Here is a 24,860-nt window from a genome sequence, read left to right on the forward strand (position 1 = left end):
ACCGCGGTGGCGTGCTAGCGCCACCGCGTTTTGCGTTCCTGTGGACAACCGTGTTGCGGCGTCAACAACCGGCGGGGGTTATCCACAGATTTCTGACGGGGTCTGGTGTTGAGGGTTGCGCTGGCTTAGCTTCTGGGCCATGAACTTCACCGACTTCGTTTCCGCAGGCGTAGCCGTGCTCGCCGACTTCGACCGCGACGTGGCCATGGCCGCCGGCCTATCCACGGGGCGGGTGCGCGACCTGGCGCGGGTGCACCACGCGTATTACGGGCCGACCCAGTTCACCCGCAAACAACGCGACGCACTCGAAGCCGCGCATGGTCTGCCTGTCGACCAGCTCATCCACATCGAGAAAAAGTTGCTCGCCGTCGCAGGCGCCGCAGAACGCTGGCGCATTAGGTTGGATTTGGTGCGCCACCGCGGCTCCTACAGAGCGTTGACCAAGCGCATCAAACGCCTGATCAAACAACCCGTCAAACCCGCCCCACCCTCGTGTAAGTTCAGCCGCTCGAAGGCGGGCATGCGCACCATGATCCTGACCTACAACGAGCGCGACCTCGCCGATCTTGAGCACTTGCTGCGACAACTCATCGACGCCGACGACCCGGCGGCCGCCCAAATGGCCCACACGCTTATCGGGATCCTGCGCGACGGCAAAGGCATACCGAAGGCGAACTTCCGGCCGATCATCCTGGTGCCGATCGCCGACTGGGCCCGCATCCAATCCGGCCACGCCGACGAAGTCACCCTGATTTGCACCGACGGCACCACCATGACCGGTGCCGAATACATGGAGCACGAATTCGGCGACATACTCGAAGTCGCCGCGTTCCACCCCCAAGAAGGACCCGTCAACCTCTACTACGCCGAACGCTGCGCCAACCCCAAACAAAAGACCATGTCGAAACTGCTCTGCCCGGCCTGTGCGTTTCCCGACTGCAAACACTCCGCCGAAACCACCCAAACCCACCACATCAACGCCTGGCGCTACGGGGGAATGACCAACATGGACAACCTCGCCGAACTCTGCCCCTTCCACAACGGGGTCAACGCGGATAACCGCAACGGCCCGTTCGGCTACATCGACAACCCCAACGCCCGCATCCACTGGGTCGCCCCCAACGGCACACGCGTCCCCATGACCACCCCGGGCGCGATGGAGCTGCTGTTCGGCTAACCAGCCCACACCGACAACCCGCCCCACAGGGCGGGCACATCGGCGTGCCCAAAACTAGGAACGGTCGGCCATGGTGGAGCGCACCGGGCGCGCCAGCTGCGTCATCTTGCCGCGGCCGCGCAGCTCCACGGACTTCATCAGCGTCCAGCGCTGCTGCTCCACTTCGTTGGCGGCGCGCAGGGTGGCGGCGTTGGTGAGCACCAGGCCCGGGGTTTCTTTTGCCATGTCGGTCAAACGGGCAGCGCCGTTGACGGCGTCGCCGATCACGGTGTACTCGAAGCGGTCCGAGCCGCCGATGTGGCCCGCCACCACGTGCCCGGACGCCACACCGATGCCGGCGCGCAGCTCTTGGCCGGCCAGATCCCGTTGGAGTTCGCGGGCGGCTTGGAGGGCGTGCGAGGCGGCGTCGTGAAGCGAAACGGGCGCCCCGAACACGGCCAAGGCCGCATCGCCCTGGAACTTATTGATCACGCCCTTGTTGCGGTGCACCACCTCGACGACCACGTCGAAGAAGTCGTTCAGCGCCGCGACAACCTCCTCCGGCGTGTGGTCCACGGCGTAGGTGGTGGAGCCGACGACGTCGATGAACAGCACCGCCACCTTGCGCTCTTCGCCGCCGAGCTCCGGGATCTCCTCTAGCGCCTTCTGCGCCACCTCGGCGCCGACGTACTGGCCGAAGATGTCGCGCACTCGCTGGCGGTCGCGAAGCCCCTTCATCATCTCGTTGAACCCGGCTTGCAGCACGCCGATCTCGGAGCCGTCGTAAATGTCAACCTGCGTGTTCTGCTCGCCGCGGCGCACGCGGTTAATCGCCCCCTGCAGCTCCTTGATCGGGTCAACCACGTTCATGATCACCAGCGCGGTGCCCACAAACCCGGTGGCCATCCCGGCGGTGATCAACGCGACAATCGCGGAGGTGAGCTCGCCGACGTTGCCCGTGAAGTAGCCGTGGCGCTGCGCCACCGTCAGCAACAAAACGCCCACCATCGGCACGGCGGAGGTGGTGAACCACGTCAGGTAGAGCTGCCATTTGATCGGCGGCTGCAGCGTGGAGTCCTCGAAGCGGCGCGCCAGCGCGGATGCGGCGATGGGGCGCACGAGGCGCTCGGCCTGCAGGTAGGTCAGCACGGCGGTGACGAAGGTGGTCAGTGCGGCGGTGGCGAGGACGACGGTGGCCAGGCGGACGTCGACACGCCAAGCCCCCACTGTGACGATCGCGGTGCCGATACCCCACACGCCCACCACGATGATGGTTTGCAGCACCGGCAGCCGCATGACCAGGTGGCGCACCATGTTCGGGTCGTGCCCGTCGGGGTGGCGCTGCCATTCCAACACGGGCCGGAACAGGTACAGCGTGACCACGATGCCCAGCACGACGGCGACGGCCGCGTAGATCACGCCGACGGCGCCGAGTTGCCCGCCGAGGCCGAGTTCGCGCACTTCCGGCATGGGGATGAGGTAGCGCACGAACAGCATGCAGCCGATGGCGGCGATGACGTTGGTTCCCAGCACGGTTGCGGCATACAGGGGCCAGGACGTGCCCCAGAGCCACCGCAGATCGCGCCAGAATCTTTCCATGGTGTATCACCTTAGCGCGCGGGTACTGTGATCATCCGTGACTACCCGTAGCGTCAGTGAGCGGCTTGCCGGTACGCCGGCGGTGCGCGAGACAATCATGTCGGCGGCCAAGGCTGCAAGGCTTGGCGACGGCTACGCCATGACCCACGCCTGGCTTTTTACAGGCCCTCCGGGGGCAGGCCGGTCGCAGGCTGCGTTGGCGTTCGCGGCGGCGTTGATGTGCACGGACCCGGAGGAGATCGGTTGCGGGCGCTGCGAGGCGTGCCGGTTGGCGCTGGCGGGCACGCACACGGATCTGCTGCACGTGGTGCCGCAGCGGGTGAACATCCCAGTGGATTACGTGCGCCGCACGATCGTGCCGCAAGCTGCCCGCCTGCCGACGGTCGCCGCTTGGCGCGTCATCGTCATCGAGAACGCGGACCGGTTGAACACGGATGCCGCCGACGCGCTGCTGAAGACCGTGGAGGAGCCGCCGGAGCACACCGTGATCATCATGTGCGCCCCGTCGGCGGACCCGCAGGACTTCTCGCAGACGCTGCGCTCGCGCTGCCGCCACCTGTACGTGCCGGCGCCGACGGAGGACGAGGTTGTGCGCATCCTCGTCGAGGAGGAGGGCGCGACCGAGCACGACGCGCGCCTCGCCGCGGCGGCGACCATGCGGCACGTGGGCCGGGCGCGGCTTCTGGTGCGCTCCGACAAGGTGCAGCAGCGCCGCTCCATGGCGATCAACCTGGCGGAGCTGGTGTTCCACGGCGCGCAGGCCTTCCAGGCCGTCGGTGCGCTGGTCAAAGCGGCGGAAACCGAGGCGGTGGAGGCTCACAAGGCCGACGACGAAGCCGAGCGCGCGAAGCTGGAAAACGCGCTCGGCATGGGCGCGAAAGGCAAAGGTGCGGGTAAGGCGTTGGGGGGCGTTGCGTCGTCGATAAAAGCGCTCGAAGAGGAGCAGAAGAAACGCGGCACCCGCCGCAAACGGGACATGTTCGACCTGGTCCTGGTGGACCTGGCGGGGGTGTACCGCGACGCCATGATCATCCAGTCCGGTGCGGGGCTTGCCCTGGTCCACCCGGACTACGAAGGCCTGGCGCGCGAGATCGCGGAGCGTACCACCCCCGAAGGCCTGGTGGAGTGCCAGGAGGCGATCGCGCAGTGCCGCGAGCGGCTGGCGCAGCAGGTGCAGCCGCCGGTGGCGTTTAACGGGATGCTCGGTCGGCTCCGGCTCGCCTGCAAAGTGTCCTGAGCTGCCGGTTTCTCAGTTCTTCCCGGCTGCACTACACTTTCGCGGTGGTGCATCTTGCATGCCCGGCCACCTTAGCTCAGTCGGTAGAGCATCTCACTCGTAATGAGAAGGTCGCGAGTTCGATTCTCGCAGGTGGCTCAATTTTTTTGCCCTAAACCGGGCAGGAACCGTGGCACGACCTTGCCCACGGCGTTGCGCGGCAGCTCGTCCACGAAGTGGACGTCGCGGGGGATAGAGTGGTCGGCCAGCCGGGTGCGCACCCAGTCGCGCACCGCGTCGGCGGTGATGTCGGCGCTGCGAACCACCCACACGGCGATGCGCTTGAACATCTGCTCGTCGTCGACGCCGTGCGCGTACACCTCGCCGACACCCGGCATGTCCTCGAGCACCTCCACCACGGACTGCGGGTGGACGTTTTCGCCACCGACGATGATCATGTCGTCGTTGCGGGACTGCACGTGCAGGTACCCGTCGGCGTCGAAGTAGCCGAGGTCGCCCATTTCCACCAGCCCGTTGATTTCCACCATTTCGGTCGCGGGGTTGGTGTAGCTGCGCAGCGCCGTTTCGTTGTGCAGGAAGATGCGTCCGGTTTGGCCGGTTGCGACTTCGCGCCCTTGGTCGTCGTAAAGCTTGAGCACCGTGCCGGGCGGGACTTTGCCCACGGTGGTGGGGTCGGCCTGCATCTGCTCGGGCGAGGCGGCCGCGGCGAGGGCGAGTTCGGTGGAGCCGTAGATGTTGGCCAGGATCGGGCCGAAGCGCTCGGTGGTGCGGCGCAGAAGCGTCGGGGTGACGGCGTTGCCGGCGGAGGCGAGGTAGCGCAGCGAGGACGTGTCGTAGTTTTCTTCCAGGTCCAGCATCTGTTTGAAGAAGATGGGCGAGGAGATCAGCCCGTCGCAGCGGTAGCGCTCGATGTCGCGGAAGCAGGCTTCCGGGTCGAAGATGCGGCGGGTGACGATGGTGGAGCGCGTCGCCAGTGCGACTTGCAGTGCGGACCAGCCCCAGGTGTGGAAGATCGAGGCGGTCAGTTGCACGGTGTCGCCCGCGCGCCAGGGGATGGCTTCGAGGTAGCCGGCGACCACGAATGGCATGCGCGGTTCGGGCCGCACGATGCCTTTGGGGATGCCGGTGGTGCCGGAGCTCATCAGCACGAGGTTGCCGTGTTTGGGCCAGCGGGGCAGTTGCCTATCGACGTCCCTCCGGACCACCTGCCCAATCGAAAGCCCCGCGCCGCCGTCCTCGTGGGCGCGGACGATGGTGATGCCGTTGGTGTTGGCTGGGAGGCGGTCGGCGAACTCGTCGTCGATGAACAGGACGTTGATGTCGTTCTCGGCGAAGACGCCGGCGAGCTGCTCGGGCGAGGAGCCGATATTGAGCAGGAAGATGTGCGCCCCGGCGTAGCCTTTGGCGGCCAGCGGCAGGATGATGCCGCGGCCGTTGCGGGCCATCACGCCAATGCGCAGCTCGTCTAGGCCGCGTTCTTCCTGCAGGCTCAGCAGCCATTTGGCCAGGGTGCGTGAGTCGTCGCGGAGTTGGCGGTAGGTGATCACGCCGGTGTCGTCGATGAGTGCGACGCGGTCCGGTGTGGCGGCGGCGCCCTGTTCGACTTCGCGGGCGGTGGTGAACCAGTAGCGCGCGAGGTTGGGGGCGAGCGCGAGGGCTGCGCGGGGGCCGCCTTCGGCGCTGACGATGCCAGCGCGTGTAACGGCGGGCACGAAGCGGGCGAAAGACTTCAGTAGGAACAGCGGACGGTGGGTGGGTCGCATGTGGATAATGTAGCCTACTGTTACGCAAGTTTCCCCTGTGAAAGGATTTCGCCGTGTCCCTCACCCGCCGCATCGCCGCAGCCTTCGTCGCGGCGGCCGCGCTTCTCGCCCCGCTCACCCCGGCAGCGCAGGCGCAGGAGCGCAACATGGTCATCTTCGGTGACTCTGTTATTTCCGACCCGAACATGGGTCAGTGGGCCGCCGGCAAGTTGGGGCTCGACCCGCGAGGCCCGTCCGACATCACCACCTGGTGCCCGACGTCGCCGACGAGCTGGGGCAAGCGCTCCGCCGCGAAGCTGGGCTTGCCGGTTGCCGACTACTCCTGCACCGGCACCGTCTCCATTCAGAAGGGCCCGCAGTTCGCCTCCGGGGTCACCCGCGCGATCAACGACCGCGGTCTGTCGCCGGCCACCGCACGCGTGATCATCACCACCGGGTTCAACGACACGTACCACAACGACGGCCGCGACCGCGCCGCCTTCCGCCGCGACTGGGTGGCCGCCATGGCCCCACAGATCCACCGCATCCGCGCCGCCGCCCCGAATGCCCGCATCCAGATCGTGGGCTACCCCAAGATCACCGCCGGCGACCGAGTGTGCCTGTTCCACGTCGCGCCGAACGTCTCCGACGCCACCCGGTTCGCGCAGGTGCAGGAGTGGGAAGGCTCGATCCAGTGGGCGCAGGTGGACCTCGCGCGAGCTACCGGTGTGGAGTTTTTGGACCTCAAGCCCTCTACCTGGCACAACAACATGTGCGCCCCTGACAGCCAGCGCATGTGGGCCGGCCTGGTGGACTTCTACGGCGGTCCGGGTAACCTGCCCATCCACGTCAACCAGCGCGGCCACGAGCACGTGGCAAACGTCATCGCCCGCTCCTAGTCTGGGGAGGCATGACACAGACTGTTCAAGGAGTAATCGCCCGCGAGAAGGGCGCCCCGGTCGAGGTCGTGGACATCGTGATCCCCGATCCCGGCCCCAACGACGTGGTGGTGAAGGTCCAGGCCACCGGCGTGTGCCACACGGACCTGGCCTACCGCGACGGCGACATCGAGGACGCCTACCCGTTCCTGCTCGGCCATGAGACGGCCGGCGTCGTGGACCAGGTCGGCGAGGACGTCACCCACGTCGAAGAAGGCGATTTCGTGGTGCTGAACTGGCGCGCGGTGTGCGGCGAGTGCCGCGCCTGCCGCAAGGGCGACACGAAGAACTGCTTCAACACCCATAACGCCTCGCAAAGCATGACGCTTGACGACGGCACTCCGCTCACCCCCGCACTCGGCATCGGCTCCTTTGCAGAGAAGACCCTCGTGCACGAAAAGCAGTGCACGAAGGTCGACCCGGAGGCCGACCCGGCCGCGGCGGGCCTGCTCGGCTGCGGCATCATGGCCGGCCTGGGCGCCGCTGTGAACACCGGTGACGTGCAGCGCGGCGAGTCTGTGGTCGTGTTCGGCCTCGGCGGGGTCGGCTTGGCGGCTGTTGCCGGTGCCGCGTTGGCGGGGGCGACGACGGTGGTGGCTGTAGACGTCGATAAGCGAAAGTGCGACGCTGCTGCCACGTTTGGCGCCACCAACGCCATCTGCGCCAAGGACATGAGCGAGGACGAGGTGATCGAGGCTGTCCGCGAACTCACCGGCGGCTTCGGCGCCGACGTGGCCATCGACGCCGTGGGCATCCAGCCCACCTGGCGCCAGGCGTTCTACTCGCGCGACTTCGCCGGCCGCATGGTCATGGTCGGCGTGCCCAACCAGACCGACCACGTGGACATCCCCGCGATTGATCTCTACGCCCGCGGGGGCTCCATCAAGCCGGCCTGGTACGGCGACTGCCTGCCGGAGCGCGACTTCCCCGCGTACGTGGAGCTGTACAAGCAGGGACGCTTCCCGCTGGGCGAATTCGTCTCCGAGCGCATCGGCGTCGGCGACATCGAGGAATCCTTCGAAAAAATGAAGCGCGGAGACGTGCTGCGAAGCGTGGTGGAGTTCTAAATGCGCATCGACAACGTAGTCACATCAGGCCTGTTCAAGCTCGACGGCGGCGAGTGGGAGGTGGACAACAACGTCTGGATCGTCGGCGACGACTCCGAGGTCTACATCATCGACGCCGCCCACAACGCCGAAGCCATCGCCGAGGCGGTGGGCAACAGGCGCGTGAAGGGCATTTTGGCCACCCACGGCCACTCCGACCACATCGACGCCGCGCCTGAGCTGTCGCGGCTTGTGGACGCCCCGGTGTACCTGCACCCCACCGACGGCTTCCTCTGGCAGCGCCAGAACCCGGGCGCGCACTACCGCCAGCTCCTCGACGGCGCCACGTTCCAAATCGCCGGCACCGACCTGCGCGTGATGTCCACCCCGGGCCACTCGCCGGGCTCCGTGGTCATCTACGCCGAGGAAGCCGGCGAGCTGTTCTCCGGCGACACCCTGTTCCAGGGCGGGCCGGGCGCGACAGGCAGGTCGTTCTCCTCGTTCGACACCATCATCCACTCCCTGCAGAAGTCCGTCTTGGACCTGCCGGCGGAGACGGTTGTGCGCACCGGCCACGGCGACCACACCACCATCGGCGACGAGGCGCCGCACCTGGAGGAGTGGATCCGCCGCGGCTTCTAGCGCTGCTCCTGTTCCGGCGCCTGCGCGTTCTGCAGCGCGACGGCGCGGGCTAGGCGGGCGTAGCGCAACTCCTGCTCGCGGAAGCGCGTCCACGTGGAGATGGTGACGAAGAAAAACGCCACCACCAGCACGTACAGCATCAAATCGGTGCCACGGGCGACACCCAGCCAGTTCGCCACGACGGTGACATCGTCGGGGCGAGCGATCGCCCACACCGCGGCCACCATCATGAGGGCGAAGCCGATTTTTACCCAGGCTTTGGCGTTAGCTTTGCGTCGATTAGCAAAGAAGTACCAGGCCAACGCTACAACCGCGAGCAGCAACAACGCCTGGATCATGGCAGCCTCCTTGCAACGAGACCATCCGCGAGGATGTTCACGCCGTTGATTAGCGACTGGCCCTTCGACATCGAGTACTCCGTGTAGAGGATGTCCACCGGCTCCTCGTCCACGCGCCAGCCGTGCTTGTCAATCATGGACACGATCTCCGAGGCGTGCGACATCCCGTTCATGCGGATGTTCATCTCATCGGCCACCTTGCGGTTGAACGCGCGCAGCCCGTTGTGGGCATCCGTGAGCCCGAGCTTCTTCGTGCGCGGCGACAGCATCACCACCGTCTTTAGCACCGCGCGCTTGATCCACGGCACCTGCGAGTTCTCCTGACCGGCAAAGCGGGTGCCGACGATGATGTCCAACGGCTCAGTGCGCAGCCGCTCAATCATCCGCACGACGTCTTTGACCTGGTGCTGGCCGTCCGCGTCGAAGGTGACGAAGAACTCGGCGCCCGGCTGCTTGCGGGCGTACTCCACGCCGGTCTGGATCGCCGCGCCCTGGCCCAGGTTGACCGGGTGATCCACCAGGTGGGCGCCTGCGGCGCGGATCTGCGCGGCCGAGTTGTCGGCGGAGCCGTCGTTGACGCCCACGATGTTGGGGAACGTCTCGCGCGCGTGCGTGAGCACGTCGAAGATGACCGTGCCCTCGTTGTAGCAAGGCACGATCAGCCAAGTGTCTGAAAATCCGCTCATGTCGGAAGTTAGGTTACTCCCCGCGGTGGAACAAAGCGGCGTACACGCGCCGGAGCAAACCTGTGGGTAGCGCGCGGTAGGCGGTGCGCGCCGCCAGGTTGAACACGGCCCGCGGGCGCGAAACAAGCCCGTAAGCGACCAGGTTGCGCTGCATCTGCGCCTCTGCGGCGAGCATCTCGCGGCCGGTGCGGCGGGCGAACTGCGCGTCGGTGACTTGGAAGTCCGTCAGCGCCTCGGGCAGGTTGCGCACTTGCCAGCCGCCGGCGATCAGGCGTGCGTAGAGGTCGTAGTCCTCCATGAAGTGCACGTCCTTGTACCCGCCGACCTGCGTGACCGCTTTCGTGCGCAGCATCACCGACGGGTTGTTTACCGGCGAGTTCATCTTCGCGTAGGCGTGCGGGTTTTCCGGCAGGGCGCGCACCTTGCCGGTGTCGCCTGGGGTGTGCGTGAACTCTTCGACGGCGCTGCCCAGCGCGCCGACCTCCGGGTGCGCCTCCAGGTACTCCAGCTGCCGGGCGAAGCGTTCCGGTTTTGCGGCGTCGTCGGAGTCCAGCCGCGCGGTGTAGTCGGAATCGATCGTGGCTAGGCCTGCTTGCGACGCCGGGCCCGCGCCCACATTCTCCGGCAGCCAAATCACTCGGGCATTTTGCCTCTCGACGACCTCCCGGACCCCCTCGCCCACCGGCCCATCCGCCACAATGACCAGTTCATCCGCCGGCCGCGTCTGCGCCTGCAGGGAGTCGAGGGCGCGGACCAGGTCGTGTTCGTCGGTGCCGTGGTAGACGGTCACCAGTGCGGTAATCCTCGCCATTGTCTAGTCCCTTGCTGCGTCGATGAGGTAGCGGCCGTAGCCGGATTTCAACACCTGCTCGCCCAGGGCCTCCAGCTGCGTGGCGTCGATGAAGCCCTCCCGGTAGGCCGCCACCTCCGGCGAGCCGATGACGGTGCCGGTGCGCTTCTGCAGCACCTCGACGTACGCGCTGGCCTCGCTCATCGAGTCGATGGTGCCGGTGTCCAGCCACACGTCCCCGCGGTGCAGGCGGTGCACCTTCAGGTCGCCGCGGCTCAGGTAGGCCTCGTTGACCGAGGTGATCTCCAACTCGCCGCGCGCCGACGGTGTGATGGATTTGGCGATGTCCACAACATCGTTGTCGTAGAAGTACAGCCCCACCACGGCGAAGTTGGACTTCGGCTCGTCGGGTTTTTCCTCGATGGACAGCGCGGTACCAGAAGCGTCGAACTCGACCACGCCATAGCGCTGCGGGTCCGAGACCTCGTAGGCGAAGATCGCCCCGCCGTCGATGTCGCGCACGCGCCCGAGCGCCTCCGAGATGCCGTTGCCGTCGAAGATGTTGTCGCCGAGCACGAGCGCCACCGAGTCGTCGCCGATGAACTCTTCGCCGATCAAAAACGCCTGCGCCAGTCCCTCAGGGCGGGGTTGTTCGGCGTAGTGGAGCATGATGCCGAGACGTGAGCCGTCGCCAAGCAATCGCTCGAAGTTCGGCCGATCTTCTGGGGTGGTGATGATCAAGATCTCGCGAATACCCGCGCTGATCAGGGTGGATAGCGGGTAGTAGATCATCGGCTTGTCGTAGATGGGCATGAGCTGCTTCGAGATGCCCTGGGTGATCGGGTACAGACGTGTGCCCGAGCCGCCAGCGAGGATGATGCCCTTCATGAGTGGGAAGTCTAGTTGGAGCTTCCGAAACCAGGGAGCGCACCTTCTTCCCACCTACTTAACACCCAACTTCACACAGTGTTAAGTAGGTGGGAAGTTGGGTGTCATGTTGCTATCGAGTCCTCCGATAGCGCTGCCGTGGACTCCTTAGGGGCTCTGTCACCTCCGCGACTCCTTCAGCCAGTAGTTGATTCAGACTCTTTTGAACCGCGGTACGGCTGAGCCCGGTAGCTTCTTTCAGCTCTGTCGTCGACCAGGAGGTCCGCTCCTGAAGCAGGCGAGAGACCTTCTCGTAGGCGGTTTCATGAGTTTCTGTAGAAGCAACCTTTCGCTTGTGAAACGTCACTGTGAAGTGCGTTAACGTGTTGCTGAACTCGGGAGGTGGCATGAGTGCGCTTGCAGTTGCGGACCGCATGACTGCGATTCCCGTTCCACGGTTTTCGGCCACGGTGCCGCCGTTGGAGAAGCTCAAATCCTCCAGAAACGTAGAGAGTAACTGGTTGCGGGATGTGGAAACACCCGGCTGGCCGAGATTATCCGCCGTTACTCCGCCAAACAGCCCTCCGGGGTTGGAGATCTGGAGTCTGTCCACATACATATCGATCTGGACGGGGGTTCCCAGCGCGGTGGGAGAGTAGTCTCGGTGCATGAGAGCGTTGACCAGCGCTTCTCGTATGGCCACTGGTGGGTAGTCAGGCACGTCCTTCCGGAACACCCCTTCGATCAGGCCCGCAGTGCGCATGTTTTTCTCCACAAGGCGCACACCTTCCTCGACCATTTCGGGGATGGGGCCAGTAATTCGTGCGCTGTCGAGCAGCCGGAATCCTTCAGTTACGTCTCCCTTTCCGGTCCCCGGGTAAAGGGCGAATGTGACCGCGAGCCGAGGGTAGAACTGTTGTGGATAGTCGCCCATTGTGAGAAGAGACGCCAGGGTGGGGCTGTCCTCGCGCAAGACCTGGAGTCGGCGCAAAGCAGTAGGCATACCGTCCGCAAACGTTTTCTCTCGGGCGGCCTGTTGCTTCTCGGTGTAGTGCGAAAGTGTCTTTTCGTCGAGATCTTCGAGCGACGCATCGGGCACAGGTTCGCGGTCCCAGGACGGTTGGCCCTTGTTCTCTACGATTCGGTCTACCTCATAGGGCGTGAGCCTGCGTTCACTGTCGCCCGCCCGAATGTAGCTGCCTTTGTATAGTCCGCGTTCAGTGACATAGCAGGGCTTGTCTTGCGGCTCCATTTCGGGAACTTCCGCAACAAGCACTTGTCCGGACTCCAATGGCACGATTGAGATTTCTGGACGGACTGGGGGAGAGAGCTGATCGCAGAAACTGGTCAACGCGTCTCGGGCAGTTTTCGGGTTGAAATCTTGCACGACTGTGAAACCATCGATTTCGCTCACACCGGCAATTAGGATGCCGCCGCCACGGTTTGAGAATGCGCTCAAAGTTTCCAGCACGGCTCTTCCGACCCCGGTTTTCGCCTCAATGCTGGAGCTTTCGGCACCAACAGTGCGAAGTTGGTTGATCATCTCCGCGAGCTCGTGTTCCAACATAACACTCAACTTAACACCCAACTTCCCACAGTGTTAAGTAGGTGGGAAGTCGGGTGTTATGTAGCCCCGGCACCAGCTACCGCAGCGCAACGTAGAGCGCCAGCGCCGCCCGCCAGTTCGTCGGGTTGAAGCCTGCGGCTGTGATCTTGTCCAGCGCCAGGGTGGATTCGCGCGGGCGCGGCGCCTCCACGCCGAATTCGGCGCCGTACTGCTCGGTGGTCACGGGGTGGACGTCCGCGGGGTCGCCGCCGACGGCCACAAACACCGCCATGGCGATCTCGTCGCGTGTGGCGGCGTCGCCGTCGGAGGTGATGTTGTACACGCCGTACTCGGCGCCGGTGGAAAGCAGGTGTGCGATGCCTTTCGCCAGGTCTTCGGCCCAGGTGGGGCGGCCACGCTGGTCGCACACGACCTTCGGCGCCGCACCTTTCGCTGCCAGGTCGGCCATGACGGACATGAAGTTGCGGCCGTCGCCGAACACCCAGCTCGTGCGCACCACGTAGTGCTTCCGCGCCACCTGCGCCGCGGTGTCGCCGGCGGCCTTGGACGCGCCGTACGCGCTCAGCGGCGACGGCACCTCAGCCTCGTCGTGCACCTCGATGCTGCCGTCGAAGATGTAGTCGGAGGAGACATGAACGAGTGTGAGGTCGTGCTCATTGCTTATCGACGCAAGCTCCGCCGGCGCCGCCGCATTCACCGCCCATGCCCCGGCCCGGTCGTCCTCCGCGCCGTTGACGTCGTTGTAGGCGGCGCAGTTCACGATGCCCCAGTAGTCGGCCCAATCCAGTTCGGGCGGGTTAGTGATGTCGAACTCGTCGTGGCCCACGAAGTGGGCTTCGGTATCGGTCCAGATCTGGCGCAGCGCGCGCCCCAACTGGCCGTTGGCGCCGGTGACGAGGATGCGGCGTGGGGGAAGCGGAGTGGCGTCGACAAGCATTGGGTGCTCGAGGTCTTTGGCGGACAGCTCGGTGGGCTCGAGCGGCCAGTCGATTTCTTTGTAGGAGCAGAACGCGCCGCCGGGGGAGTAGCGCTGATTGACCAGGTAGATGTAGGTGGTGTCGTCCTCGAGCGCCTGGAAGCCGTTGGCCACACCGCGGGGGACGTACACGGCGGTGTCCGGGCCGATCTCGCAGGTGAACTTCTCGCCGTACGTGGCGGAGCCTCCGCGCATGTCCACCCACGCGCCGAACACGCGGCCGGTGGCCACGGAGACCCACTTGTCCCACGGCTCGGCGTGCATGCCGCGGGTCGCGCCGCGCCGGGCGTTGAAGCTGACGTTGTGCTGCTTCGGGGTGAGTTTCTGTCCGGACCAGTTCTCTTTGAACCAGCCGCGGTTGTCCTCGTGGACGGTGAGCCGGTGGACCTCGAGGCCGTCGATGGTGGTGGTTTCAGGCACTGCGACGGTTCACCCGAGCTTGAAAGTGCGCTGTGTGAAAGGCTTCTCGGATGCTTCGGCAATCCGTTTTGCAAACTCGGCGTTGGCCTGGCGCTTAGCCTGGCGGTTCACACGCCGAGCCTCCACGACGTCATCTTCAAGCCGCAATCCCTTGGGGAAGTAGTTGGTTGTCATTTTGAGCTCCTCTGATACGTGCGTCAGTGCCGCTCGGCGGCACCGCGAAACGCTGCTAGCAAGCTTGCGACAAGCAGCAAGCTTTCTTCATCCTGCGAGGTGAATTCTGCATCAGTCCGTGTATCCACGGTGAGTAATCCATACGCAACGTTACCATCGCCACCGGACACCGAAGCCGACACAAAACTGCGGTAAAGCCGATCGGAGAGGTTATTTATCGCAACCGTTTCTTTCGGCGATTTCACGAGCACCATCATTTCGGTGAATCTCGTTTGCCCTCCTTTGTGCGTTTTCGGCGGGTCTATCTGGCAGCCAAAATGCGCTCGGGGTGTAAGCATCTCGGTTCCTTGTGCGTCGAGGCCGTACTCGAAATAGATCACTCTTGGTTTCAGCGGACCGAAAACTTCCTCTCCGAGCGCTCGCACAAGATCTTCCAAAACGGCGTTGTACCGTTCGAAGCGTTCCTCTTGAGAAAGCACGTCCGATACCGGAACCGACGGGATGTATGAAGCGGCAAGCTGCGTAGCAGCAAGTGCTCGCCTGCTTCGAAGTTCATCGTCCTCGGTGCGGAGCCGCTGCAGCAAGCTGCGGATGGTCAGTGGCACGGTGCCAACTGGAACGAGTGCTACCCCCAGCCAGAAAGTTCCCACCGTGAGTAGCCCCGGCATCGGGTGCGTGGCCGTGGCAGCGGACAGGAGTATTCCTCCTACCAGCGGAAAAATCCACGGACCGACGGTGACAAAAAACTCCCAGATGAGTATGCGTGCACGTCGCATATGATCCCCTCCCCATTTCTGGGGAACAGGATATCACTGCCCTCTTTCGGCGTATCCGCGCTCGATGCCTTCCTTGTCGGCTTCCCACCACCAGCGGTTGTCGGTGTACCAGGCGATGGTCTGTTCCAGCCCGCTGCGTAGGTCCGTGTGCCGCGGTGCCCAGCGGAGGTCGCGGCGCAGCTTGGTGGTGTCCATGGTGTAGCGCTGGTCGTGGCCGGGGCGGTCGGCGACGTGCTCAAAGGTGCCGCCCATGAGCTCGCAGATGGTCTCGATGACCTGCTTGTTCGTGACGTGGGCGTCGCCAGGCGAGCTTGCACCGATGTTGTAGGTCTCGCCGATGCGCCCGCGCTCCAAGATGGCGAGCACGGCGTCGTTGTGGTCGTCCACGTGGATCCAGTCGCGCACCTGCGCGCCAGTGCCGTAGAGCTTCGCGGGCTGGCCGGTGAGGATGTTGGTGATCTGTCGGGGGATGAACTTCTCTATGTGCTGGTAGGGACCGTAGTTGTTGGAGCAGTTCGAGATCGTCGCGCGCACCCCGAACGAGCGCACCCAGGCCCGCACCAGGTGGTCGGAGCCCGCCTTCGTCGCCGAGTAGGGCGAGGAGGGGTTGTACGGCGTGGTCTCGGTGAACGCGTCCGTGCCGCCGAGTTCGAGGTCGCCGAACACTTCGTCGGTGGAGACGTGGTGCAGGCGTTTGTCGAACTTCCGCACCGCCTCCAGCAGCGCAAACGTGCCGACAAGGTTGCTGTGCACGAACGCGGACGGGTCCCGCAGCGAGTTGTCGTTGTGGGATTCGGCTGCGAAGTGGATGACGGTGTCGGTGGCGGCCACGAGCTCGTCGATAAGCGATTGCTCGCAGATGTCCCCCTCGACGAACTCGATGCCCTCGGGCAGGTTCGCGCGGTTGCCTGCGTAGGTGAGCTTGTCCACGACGGTGACGCGAAAGCTTTGCGACGCCTGCCGGACAAAATTCGCCCCAATAAAACCCGCACCGCCAGTGACCAGCAAACGTTCCATGGCCAGCTACCTTACAAGGCCCGCCAGGTGCACGAGCGCGCCGACGATCGGCCCGGCGAATAGCGCCACCACCACGGTTGTGGCCACGCCCCACGGTGCGGCAAAGAGCACGGCGAACGCGGTGGCGGTGGCGGCGAGCCAGCCGGCGACGTAGAACGCGTGCTTTTCCAGCGCGAGCACCGCCACGCCGGTGATCATGAGCATGCCCATGAACGCGGAGGCGAAGGTGAGCAGGCCGAGCGTGAGGCCGCCCACGAACAGTTCCGGTTTGTACGCCACCCGGAGGATCCACGGGCCGATGAGCCAGGCCGCCGCGAAACCGACGAGGCCGACGCCCAGGATCGCGCCGACGGGTGCGGCAAGCGCCTTGTAGACGGTGTCGCGGCGCTCCACGAAGCGCACCACCAGCGCCGACTGGAAACGCTGCAGCGGCACCAACACCGGGGCGCGGGTGAGCATGACGGCGTTATTGATCGCGGCGACGGCGGTGCCCGCGGGAAGCGCGGCCGAGGCGGCGGTGGGGAAGCCCGTGATCAGCGCGGCCGACGCCCCAGAGGCCACCATGGCGGAACCGACGCGGCGCACGAACACCCGCCGGTCCACGTCCAGCTGCACGCGCACCGGGGCCAGCGCCAGGACCACCGCCCAGCTCAACGCGCCGATGACCGTGATGGCCAAAAACTCCACCAGCCCGCCGCCGAGCGCCCACACCACCACCGCAAGCACGAGGCGCACGCCGGAGTCCAGGGCGACCAGCGCGGCGTAGCGGTTCCACAGCCCGGAGCCGCTCAAGATGCCGGAGAGCACTGCCTGGAAGGCGTAGCTGAGCAGGCCGAATGCCAACAACCCCGTGGCAGTGCCCGGGTGGGTGGGCACGATGCGGCCCATGGCGACAAGCCCGGCCAGCAGCACCACTGCCGCGACAACAGCGCCGACCGCAGCGCCGAGCTTCCACGGGTTGGCGGTGCCGCGCACATCCGTCTCGCGCGAGGCGGCCACGGCGCGGGTGGTTTCCTGCGTGATGCCGTCGATGAGCCCGGTGCAGGCGAAAAACAGGCCCCAGTAGGCCAAAAAGGAGTTGTAGCCGTGCTCGGCGTCCAGCGCCCAGCTGGCGATCCACATGACCACAAAGCCGCTGGCCGCGGCGAAGATGGTGGCCAGGGAGAGGTTTTTCACGGGCACTCCGGAAGCTCGGGGTGCTGGATCCACGCGTCCAGGATCGGGGAGATGTCCGCGCCCTGGCGCTTAAACGCGTTGACCAGGTCGAACGTCTCTACGATGCCGTGGGCGTTGGTGGCTACGTAGTCGCGCACTGCGTTGAAGAAGACAGTGTCGCCGAAGGCGCGGCGTAGCGCGTGCAGCGTGATGGCGCCGCGCTTGTACACGCGATCGTCGAACATGTTGCGCGGGCCCGGGTCAGCCAGGGTGAACCGCATGGGCGTGATGTTGTCGTAGTGGGTGCGCACGGAGACGTCGATAGGCATCTGCCCCGAAAAGTCCGCCCACAGCCACTCGGCGTAGCAGGCGAAACCCTCGTTGAGCCAGATGTCCTCCCACTGCGCGATGCCGAGTGAGTTGCCGAACCACTGGTGCGCGAGCTCGTGTGCGATCAAACGCTCGTTGCCTCGCAGGTGGTTTTCGCCGAAGATGGACAGCCCCTGGGCCTCGAGCGGGATATCCAGCTCCTCTTCGTGCACGACCACCTGGTAGTTCTCAAACGGGTAGGGGCCGAAGACGGTTTCGAAGTAGTCCAGCATGGCCTGCTGCTTGTCCAAGTCGCCCACCTGGGTCGCCGGCGGCAGCCACGCCACCGTGTTGCGCCCCAGCTCCACGCGGTGGAACTGGCCCACCTGCACCGTGGCCAGGTAGGTGGCCATCGGGCGGGCGGTGGTGTTGGTCACCGCCACGTACCCGCGGTCGGCGCGCACGTTGAAGGTGTAGGTGGCTTTCTCGTCCGGGGTGTCGTCGCAGGGGAACCAGGACGGCGCGCCGTTGGGCTGGTTGGCGGTCAGCGCGCCGTTTTCCAGCTCCTCCCAGCCCAGCATGCCCCAGGCGGTGCGGCGGGGGCGCGGTGAGCCGGCGTAGCGGATGGTCAGCTGCAGCTCCGTGTCCACCGGGATGAACTGGTCGAAGGTGATGCGCAGCTTGCCGCCGTGGTGGCGGTAGCGCTTGATGCCGAAGCCGCCAGTCGCCTCCACGCGGCGCGCGGTCAGGCCCTGGGTGAGGTCGAGGGTGAGGTGGTTCAGCTCGCGCCAGGTGCTCAGCGTCAGGGTCGCAGTTGCTTCGAGACGGTTCGGGGCAACCTTGTAGTCAAAATCCAGGTCGTAGTGCGTGACGTGGAACCCCAGGTTGAACTCCACGCCGGTGTAGCCGTCGCGGGTGCCGGGGATGGGTGTGGAGCGAAGCCTCAGGTTTCTCATCGCCGGGAAGTCTACGCCAGGGGTTTTCCGATCTTGTCGTCGATCCACTGGTAGATCAACGCCTCCACTCGCGACACCTGTGCGTTATCCGCGGCACCCGCGTGACCGCCTGCGGTGTTTTCGAAGTAGTCCACGGGCTGGCCCGCCCGCCACAGCGCGAGGGCGAAGGTGCGGGCGTGGGCGGGGTGGACCCGGTCGTCGCGGGTGGAGGTGGTCACCAGCGCCGGGGGATAGGCCACCTCGCCGCGTGGGCGGACGTTGTGCAGCGGCGACCAGGTTGCAATCGCTGCGCGCTCATCGACGTTGTCCGGGTCGCCGTACTCCGCCATCCAGGACGCGCCGGCGGACAGGGTGTGGTAGCGCAGCATGTCCGTCAGCGGCACCTGGATCACGGCCGCGCCGAAGCACTCCGGGTACTGCACTAGCGCGCCGGAGGTGAGCAGCCCGCCGTTGGAGCCGCCGCGGATGGCAATCTGCGCAGGTGTGGTGTAGCCGCGGGCGACGACGTCCTCGAGTACCGCCTTGTGGTCCTCCCACACCTTGTGGCGGTTGGTCTTGACCACCTGCGAGTGCCACTCGGGCCCGAACTCGCCACCGCCGCGCAGGTTGGGCTGGACGTAGAAGTTGCCCTGCTCCAACCACGCGATGCCGCGCACGTTGGAAAACGCGGGGGTGAGCGAGACCTCGAAGCCGCCGTAGCCGCCCACCAGCGTCGGACGGGCGCCAAGGGAGAAATCGCCGGTGATGAAGTACGGCAGGCGCGTGCCGTCGGCGGAGGTCACCCAGTGCTGACGCGTTTCTAGCCCGGTGGTGTCGAAGTGGGCAGGCGCGCGCTTGGTCTCGGCGAGTGCACCAGAGGCGTCGCCGCGCAGCAGCGTCGTCGGCGTGGTGAAGGAGGAGGCGGCGACCCAGAACTCGTCGCCGGCCAGCGGGCTCGCGGACACCACGTGGGCGCTCGCGGCCTCGGGCAGCGCGAGTTCGGTGCGCTCCCAGGTGCCCAGCGCGATGCGCGAGATGCTGGTGGCCACGTCCACCAGGCAGGTGACAAGCAGCGCGTTTTCGGTGAACACGATCGCTTCGACGGTTGCGTCCTGCTCCAGCACGGTGAACTCGCGGTCGCCCTGCTGGAAGGCCTCGAGCTCGATCACGCCGAGCGCACCCGCGGGCACGCCCGCGAACTCGGTGCGCGGTTGGATGAACAGCCATTGGCGGTGGGGGATGGCGTCGCAATCGTCCGGCACATCCAAAAACTCGCCGTCGACCCACGTGCGCGAGGTGTAAAAATCGAGCGCCCGCGTGACGACGGTCCTCCGGTCCACCACGTCATAGCCCGACCACACGCCAACGTCGGCAGGCTCGCCCGTGAAGATGACAGTCCTGCCGCCGCCGCGCGTCCAGCGCGCCACCTGCATGGGGTAGCCGGAGTTGGTCACCGTGCCCGGGCCTTCGTCGGTGCCCACTAGGATGGTGTCGCGGTCCACCCAGCTGACGGAGGTTTTCGCCTCCTCGATGCTGAAGCCGCCGTCGGCCGTGTCGACGAAAGTGCGCTTTGCAATGTCGAATTCGCGCACCACCACCGCGTCCGCCCCGCCTCGCGACAGGCGGATCAGCGCCCGGTCCCAGCTCAGCGGCAGCACGGTGGTGCCCTTGTACACCCAGTCCTCGCCTTCTTCTTCGGCGAGGGCGTCGACGTCGAGGAGGACCTCCCAGTCGGGTTGTTCCCCGCCGACGTACGAGGAAAGTGTCACCCGCCGCCACAGTCCGCGCTGGTGCTCGCCGTCGCGCCAGAAGTTGTACAGGTACTCGCCGCGCCGGGTGACAAACGGGATCCGGTCGTCCGAATCCAAGGCGGCGCGGATCCGCTCGCGCAGCGCGGAGGAATCGAGCCGCGCTTCTGTCGCGTCGGACCACTCCCGGGCCCAGTCGAGGGCGGGGGTGCCCGTCAGGTCGTCGAGAAGCTTGGGCTCGATGTCGCGCACGCTAGACCCCCAGAGCAGGCTTGATGGTGGTGTGCCAGGCGCGGTCCATGTCCTCGGTCCAGTACGGCCAGGAGTGGGTGCCCACGTTGCGCAGCTCGAAGTGCGCCGGGATGCCCAGCCCGTCCAGCTTGGCCTTCAGGTCGTGGGTGCACTTGTTCACCGCGGCTTCAATCACGCCGCCTTCGACCTGCAGCACACCCGCGCCGAGCTGCGCCGCCGGCATCGGGGCGCCCTTGCCCAGCAGGTAACTGACCTGGTCCGGGTGGCCCGCAAGACCAGTGCCGGAGGAGACGTACAGGCGGGTGCCGCGCAGCTTCTCCGCGCCCAACAGCGCGTCGTTGTAGCGGTTGTACGGCCCATTCATCGGGCCCCACATCATCTCCGGGGTGACCGTTTGGAAATTCGGGTTGCCCGCGCGGTTCACGGTCACGCGCGCGAAGTTGTAGCCGTGCGGCGACGACGTGGACGCGCAGCCGGAAAACGCCGCCGCCGCTTGGTACATCCCAGGGTTATGCTGCGCGAACAGCAGCGCGGAAGTGGCGGACATGGACACGCCGGTCACGGCGCGGCGGCCGTTGGCGCCCAGCATGCGCTCGACGGGGCCGGGAAGCTCCTTGGTCAAAAACGTCTCCCACTTCTGCGGGCCGTTGACGTAGTCGGAGGAGACGTCCTCTTTCACCCAGTCCGTGTAGTAGGAAAACGCGCCGGCCTGCGGCACCACCACGTTGACGCCCTTGCCCGCGAAGTAGTCCTTCACCGGGTAGAGCTTCAGCCAGTCCTGGTTCTGCTCCGCGCCGCCGGCGCCGTTGAGCAGGTACAGCGTCGGCGCGTTGCGCACGCGGTTGCCGGCGGCGTCGGTGGCGGGCACCACCGCGATCGGGATGTCGCGGCGCATGGAGGGGGAGTACACGTTGTAGGACAGCACCGTCTTGTGGTCCACCTGGTTGACCCACTCCTGCGCCTGGCCGGTGCGGGTGATCAGCGGCGGGTTCGTTCGCGCGTCCCACGCCTTCACAACACCCTCCTGCCCAGCCGGTTGGGCGGAGGCTACCGGTGCGCTGGTGCATGCGAGGGAGACTGCGGTGAGGGCGGCAAGCGCCGCCGTCTTGATCTTCTTCATCTGTGTATCCAGTCCTGGGGAAGGGGGTTAAACTGACAGGCAATTATTGCGCCATTCTATGGGACATTCGTTACTGTAGTGGCCAGCGTTACGCGTGTGGCGTGTTGCGCCTCCCGCCCGGAAAACCCGAAAGGACCCCTGACATGAACCCCATCGAAACCTTCCAGGTGCAGATCAACCAGATTCTCGGCGAGCTCGTGCACGCAGGCTCCTCCATGTCCTCCACCATCGCCTACGGCATGGGCATGTTCTAAAACGCGCGCAAGCGCACAACCAAAAACGGCGCCTCCCGGCTTGAAAGCGGGGGCGCCGTTAGGCGTCGAAAAGCAAGTGCCTACTGCTCCAGGCCGAGCGCCTTCTTGAACACCTTCTCGTAGGACAGCTTCACGTCATCGCGCCAGGACGCCCAGCTGTGCGTGCCCACATTGCGCAGCTCAGCGTGGGCGACCTCCACATCGTTCGCGCGCATCTTCACCATCAGATCGTGAGTGCAGGCGTTCATCGCCGCCTCGATCACACCGCCCTCAACCTGCAGCGTCATCGCGTTGGACAACGCGCGGGTGGACGCCGCATCAGGATCCACGCCGTACTTATTGATCAAGCGGTCCTTCAAATACCCCGGCGTATCGGTTTCACCCGCCAGGCCGGTACCGGTGGACAGGTACACCGCGGTGCCCTGCAGATCCGCGGCGTTGACCAGCGCATCGTTGTGGCGGTTGTAGTCCGAGCCGCGCTCGCCGAAGATGTACTCCGGCGTCATCACATTCGGAGCGCCGCGGCTGACGGTCAGGTCCACGAACTGCCACGGAATCGGCGTGGAGGTTGCCGCGCAGCCGGAGAACGAACCGACAGCGTCGTAGAAGCCCGGGTTGTGCTCCGCCAACAGCAGCACGGAGGTCGCGGCCATGGACAGGCCGGCGGCCGCGCGGTGCTCCTCATCAGCCTTCATGTACGGTTCGACCGCTTGCGGCAGCTCGTGCGCCAGGAAGGTCGACCACATCTGCTTGCCGCGGAAGAACGGGTGCGTGTCCGTGTCCACCGGCGGCTCGGCCGCCCAGTCCACGTAGTAGGAGAACGCGCCCTCCATCGGGATGACCACGTTCGCGCCGGAGTCCTTGTAGGTGTTCTCCAGCTCGTCGTAGGCCTGCGTAACCCAGTCGGTGTCCTGCTCGGAGCCGCCGGCACCGTTGAGCAGGTAAACCGTCGGCGCGTTCTCCTTGCGTTCGCCGTTTTCGTCGGTGGCGTAGAAGATCGCCACCGGAATCTCGCGTTCCATCGACTCGGACTTCACCAAGATGGCTTCGTTGTCCCAGACACCGCGGTGGCGATCGAGGATGCGCACCCACGCCTGGTCCTTACCCTGGTACGTCTTCGGCGCCTCGTCGAGCGGGCGGACGTTCGGGTGCTCGTCCGTCGGCTCCGGGTCCTCGGTGGTCTCCACGACCGTTACGGTCGAGCTCGTGCTTGTCGACGTCGCATCCGTCGCCGCCGTCGTCGGCGCCGTTGTCGCCGTTGTGGAAGTTGTCGCCGTCGTGGACTTCGGCACAACCTTCGGCTTCTCCGACGTGGTGGTGGTCGAGCTCGCGGTGGAGCTCGTGGTGGTGCTGGTTGTCGGGGTGGGAAGCGAGGTCTGCACCGTCGTCGCCGCCGGGGACAGGGTGGTGACCGTCTTGTCGGCGTCGCCCTCTGCGAAGTGCTGGACGGCGGGCACGGAGCCTGCGGCGATAAGGGCGGCGGCGCCCAGGGCTACCGCCGTGCGAGTGAACTTCACAGTGAATCGCTCACTTTCATTCAACGAAGAATCTAGATGCTCCGCAACATTTTGCCAGACGGGCACGTACGATATGCAGCGTGAGTAAAGAACATTTTGACGTTGTTGTCCTCGGCGCTGGCCCCGGTGGCTACGTCGCCGCCATCCGCGCAGCTCAGCTGGGTAAAAAAGTAGCTGTTATTGAGAAGCAGTACTGGGGCGGTGTCTGCCTCAACGTGGGCTGCATCCCCTCCAAGGCCCTGATCAAGAACGCTGAAGTGGCTGAGATCTTCAACCACGAAGCAAAGACGTTCGGCATCAAGGGCGACGTGGAGTTCGACTACACGGATGCCCACAAGCGCTCCCGCAAGGTCTCCCAGAAGATCGTCGGCGGCGTGCACTACCTGATGAAGAAGAACAAGATCCAGGAGATCAACGGCCTGGGCTCGTTCAAGGACGCCAAGACCATCGAGATCACCGAGGGTGACGACAAGGGTAAGACCGTCACCTTCGACAACTGCATCATCGCCACCGGCGCTGTGGTGCGTACCCTGCCGGGCATTGAGCTGTCCGACAATGTGGTCTCCTACGAGGAGCAGATCCTCAACCCAGAGGCCCCGGAGAAGATGGTCATCGTCGGCGCTGGCGCGATCGGCATGGAGTTCGCCTACGTGCTGTCCAACTACGGCGTGGACGTCACCGTCATCGAGTACCAGGATCGCGTCCTGCCCAACGAGGACAAGGACGTGTCCAAGGAGATCGCCAAGGCCTACAAGAAGCTCGGCGTGAAGCTGCTTACCGGCCACGCCACCACCGAGGTGCGCGACAACGGCGATTCCGTCGAGGTGGACGTGAAGAAGAACGGCTCCGACGATGTGGAGACGCTCACCGCGGACCGTGTGATGATCTCCGTCGGCTTCGCCCCGCGCACCGAGGGGTACGGCCTGGAGAACACGGGTGTCGAGCTCACCGACCGCGGCGCCATCGCTATCGACGAGCGCATGCGCACCAACGTCGACGGTATCTACGCCATCGGCGACGTGACCGCGAAGCTGCAGCTCGCCCACGTGGCTGAGGCCCAGGGCATCATCGCCGCTGAGACCATCGCGGACGCGGAGACCCTCGAGATCGAGGATTACATGATGACCCCGCGCGCCACCTTCTGTAACCCGCAGGTCGCCTCCATGGGTTACACCGAGGAGCAGGCGAAGGAGAAGTGGCCGGACCGCGACATCAAGGTCGCCACCTTCCCGTTCTCCGCAAACGGCAAGGCAGTCGGTCTGAACGAGACTGCCGGCTTCGGCAAGCTCGTCGCGGATGCAGAGTTCGGCGAGATCCTCGGCGCGCACCTGGTCGGCGCCAACGTCTCTGAGCTCCTGCCGGAGGTCGTGCTGGCGCAGCGCTTCGACCTCACCGCAGGCGAGATCGCGCGCTCCATCCACATCCACCCGACCCTGTCCGAGGTGCTCAAGGAGATCGCGCACGGCGTCGAAGGCCACATGATCAACCTCTAAGCCCTCGCTTTACGACGCACCAAAGGCGGGCCCTGCTCACCCCGGGCCCGCCTTTTTGCGTGTCCAAGCACCTGGATGGCCGATGCGGATTCGGTGATCGTCTAGC

General features: G+C 65.5%; 22 protein-coding genes and 1 tRNA gene. 7 read left to right on the forward strand and 16 right to left on the reverse strand.

All coding sequences use genetic code 11. The annotated features are described in order from the left end of the window. The first annotated feature begins 139 nt into the window (after positions 1 to 139). Positions 140 to 1,177 (forward strand): HNH endonuclease signature motif containing protein, encoded by a 1,038-nt coding sequence (locus QP996_RS05275; protein WP_284871590.1) that lies wholly within the window; start codon positions 140 to 142, stop codon positions 1,175 to 1,177. 54 nt (positions 1,178 to 1,231) lie between these two features. Here QP996_RS05275 and QP996_RS05280 read toward each other — a convergent pair whose 3' ends face one another. Continuing rightward, entirely contained in the window at positions 1,232 to 2,755 is a 1,524-nt protein-coding gene (locus QP996_RS05280) for an adenylate/guanylate cyclase domain-containing protein (protein WP_284871591.1), read from the reverse strand. Between the two features lie 37 nt (positions 2,756 to 2,792). Here QP996_RS05280 and QP996_RS05285 point away from each other — a divergent pair, with 37 nt between their 5' ends. Both QP996_RS05285 and QP996_RS05290 read left to right on the forward strand, forming a co-directional pair. Beyond that, the gene (locus QP996_RS05285) at positions 2,793 to 3,992 is read left to right on the forward strand and encodes a DNA polymerase III subunit delta' (protein WP_284871592.1); all 1,200 of its coding nucleotides are present in this window, start codon (positions 2,793 to 2,795) and stop codon (positions 3,990 to 3,992) included. Between the two features lie 65 nt (positions 3,993 to 4,057). Next, positions 4,058 to 4,130 (forward strand) — tRNA-Thr (locus tag QP996_RS05290). Here QP996_RS05290 and QP996_RS05295 read toward each other — a convergent pair. After that, the gene (locus QP996_RS05295; RefSeq protein WP_284871593.1) at positions 4,130 to 5,755 is read right to left on the reverse strand and encodes an AMP-binding protein; all 1,626 of its coding nucleotides are present in this window, start codon (positions 5,753 to 5,755) and stop codon (positions 4,130 to 4,132) included. The genes QP996_RS05290 and QP996_RS05295 overlap by 1 nt on opposite strands. 53 nt (positions 5,756 to 5,808) lie before the next feature. Here QP996_RS05295 and QP996_RS05300 point away from each other — a divergent pair, with 53 nt between their 5' ends. The 3 genes from QP996_RS05300 to QP996_RS05310 are packed head-to-tail and all read left to right on the forward strand — an operon-like array spanning position 5,809 to position 8,360. Beyond that, positions 5,809 to 6,633, forward strand: a complete 825-nt coding sequence (locus tag QP996_RS05300) for a GDSL-type esterase/lipase family protein (protein ID WP_284871594.1) — start codon at positions 5,809 to 5,811, stop codon at positions 6,631 to 6,633. A gap of 11 nt (positions 6,634 to 6,644) precedes the next feature. Then, on the forward strand, positions 6,645 to 7,739 hold the full coding sequence (locus QP996_RS05305; RefSeq protein WP_284871595.1) for an S-(hydroxymethyl)mycothiol dehydrogenase: 1,095 nt from the start codon (positions 6,645 to 6,647) through the stop codon (positions 7,737 to 7,739). Beyond that, positions 7,740 to 8,360, forward strand: a complete 621-nt coding sequence (locus tag QP996_RS05310; protein WP_284871596.1) for an MBL fold metallo-hydrolase — start codon at positions 7,740 to 7,742, stop codon at positions 8,358 to 8,360. Here the strand turns inward: QP996_RS05310 and QP996_RS05315 are convergent. From QP996_RS05315 to QP996_RS05380, 14 genes are all read right to left on the reverse strand, one after another. Then, on the reverse strand, positions 8,357 to 8,698 hold the full coding sequence (locus tag QP996_RS05315; RefSeq protein ID WP_284871597.1) for a DUF2304 domain-containing protein: 342 nt from the start codon (positions 8,696 to 8,698) through the stop codon (positions 8,357 to 8,359). The genes QP996_RS05310 and QP996_RS05315 overlap by 4 nt on opposite strands. Next, entirely contained in the window at positions 8,695 to 9,384 is a 690-nt protein-coding gene (gene ppgS, locus QP996_RS05320; RefSeq protein ID WP_284871598.1) for a polyprenyl-phospho-N-acetylgalactosaminyl synthase PpgS, read from the reverse strand. The genes QP996_RS05315 and ppgS overlap by 4 nt, the downstream gene beginning before the upstream one ends. A 13-nt stretch (positions 9,385 to 9,397) precedes the next feature. Further along, complete coding sequence (locus QP996_RS05325) at positions 9,398 to 10,195, reverse strand: glycosyltransferase (RefSeq protein ID WP_284871599.1); 798 nt, start codon at positions 10,193 to 10,195, stop codon at positions 9,398 to 9,400. Positions 10,196 to 10,198: 3 nt separating this feature from the next. Next, complete coding sequence (rfbA, locus tag QP996_RS05330) at positions 10,199 to 11,062, reverse strand: glucose-1-phosphate thymidylyltransferase RfbA (protein ID WP_284871600.1); 864 nt, start codon at positions 11,060 to 11,062, stop codon at positions 10,199 to 10,201. A gap of 112 nt (positions 11,063 to 11,174) precedes the next feature. After that, positions 11,175 to 12,617, reverse strand: a complete 1,443-nt coding sequence (locus tag QP996_RS05335) for an ATP-binding protein (protein WP_284871722.1) — start codon at positions 12,615 to 12,617, stop codon at positions 11,175 to 11,177. 67 nt (positions 12,618 to 12,684) lie between these two features. Further along, the gene (locus QP996_RS05340; protein ID WP_284871601.1) at positions 12,685 to 14,004 is read right to left on the reverse strand and encodes a sugar nucleotide-binding protein; all 1,320 of its coding nucleotides are present in this window, start codon (positions 14,002 to 14,004) and stop codon (positions 12,685 to 12,687) included. Positions 14,005 to 14,013: 9 nt separating this feature from the next. Continuing rightward, positions 14,014 to 14,178, reverse strand: coding sequence for a hypothetical protein (locus QP996_RS05345; protein ID WP_284871602.1), 165 nt, complete (start codon positions 14,176 to 14,178; stop codon positions 14,014 to 14,016). Positions 14,179 to 14,201: 23 nt separating this feature from the next. Beyond that, on the reverse strand, positions 14,202 to 14,954 hold the full coding sequence (locus QP996_RS05350; RefSeq protein WP_284871603.1) for a hypothetical protein: 753 nt from the start codon (positions 14,952 to 14,954) through the stop codon (positions 14,202 to 14,204). Between the two features lie 33 nt (positions 14,955 to 14,987). Beyond that, complete coding sequence (gene rfbB / locus QP996_RS05355) at positions 14,988 to 15,971, reverse strand: dTDP-glucose 4,6-dehydratase (protein WP_284871604.1); 984 nt, start codon at positions 15,969 to 15,971, stop codon at positions 14,988 to 14,990. A gap of 6 nt (positions 15,972 to 15,977) precedes the next feature. Continuing rightward, on the reverse strand, positions 15,978 to 17,147 hold the full coding sequence (locus QP996_RS05360; RefSeq protein WP_284871605.1) for a hypothetical protein: 1,170 nt from the start codon (positions 17,145 to 17,147) through the stop codon (positions 15,978 to 15,980). After that, complete coding sequence (locus QP996_RS05365) at positions 17,144 to 18,391, reverse strand: M1 family metallopeptidase (protein WP_284871606.1); 1,248 nt, start codon at positions 18,389 to 18,391, stop codon at positions 17,144 to 17,146. The genes QP996_RS05360 and QP996_RS05365 overlap by 4 nt, the downstream gene beginning before the upstream one ends. A gap of 11 nt (positions 18,392 to 18,402) precedes the next feature. Next, positions 18,403 to 20,370: a prolyl oligopeptidase family serine peptidase gene (locus QP996_RS05370; RefSeq protein WP_284871607.1), complete on the reverse strand. Its 1,968-nt coding sequence runs from the start codon at positions 20,368 to 20,370 to the stop codon at positions 18,403 to 18,405. 1 nt (position 20,371) lies between these two features. After that, positions 20,372 to 21,490 (reverse strand): alpha/beta hydrolase, encoded by a 1,119-nt coding sequence (locus tag QP996_RS05375; protein WP_284871608.1) that lies wholly within the window; start codon positions 21,488 to 21,490, stop codon positions 20,372 to 20,374. 334 nt (positions 21,491 to 21,824) lie between these two features. Continuing rightward, positions 21,825 to 23,261 (reverse strand): alpha/beta hydrolase, encoded by a 1,437-nt coding sequence (locus QP996_RS05380; RefSeq protein ID WP_284871609.1) that lies wholly within the window; start codon positions 23,259 to 23,261, stop codon positions 21,825 to 21,827. Positions 23,262 to 23,341: 80 nt separating this feature from the next. Between QP996_RS05380 and lpdA the strand changes: the two genes are divergently transcribed. Further along, positions 23,342 to 24,754, forward strand: a complete 1,413-nt coding sequence (gene lpdA, locus QP996_RS05385; protein WP_284871610.1) for a dihydrolipoyl dehydrogenase — start codon at positions 23,342 to 23,344, stop codon at positions 24,752 to 24,754. Positions 24,755 to 24,860: the final 106 nt, after the last annotated feature.

The organism is Corynebacterium sp. MSK008 (assembly GCF_030232585.1).
GTDB lineage: Bacteria > Actinomycetota > Actinomycetes > Mycobacteriales > Mycobacteriaceae > Corynebacterium.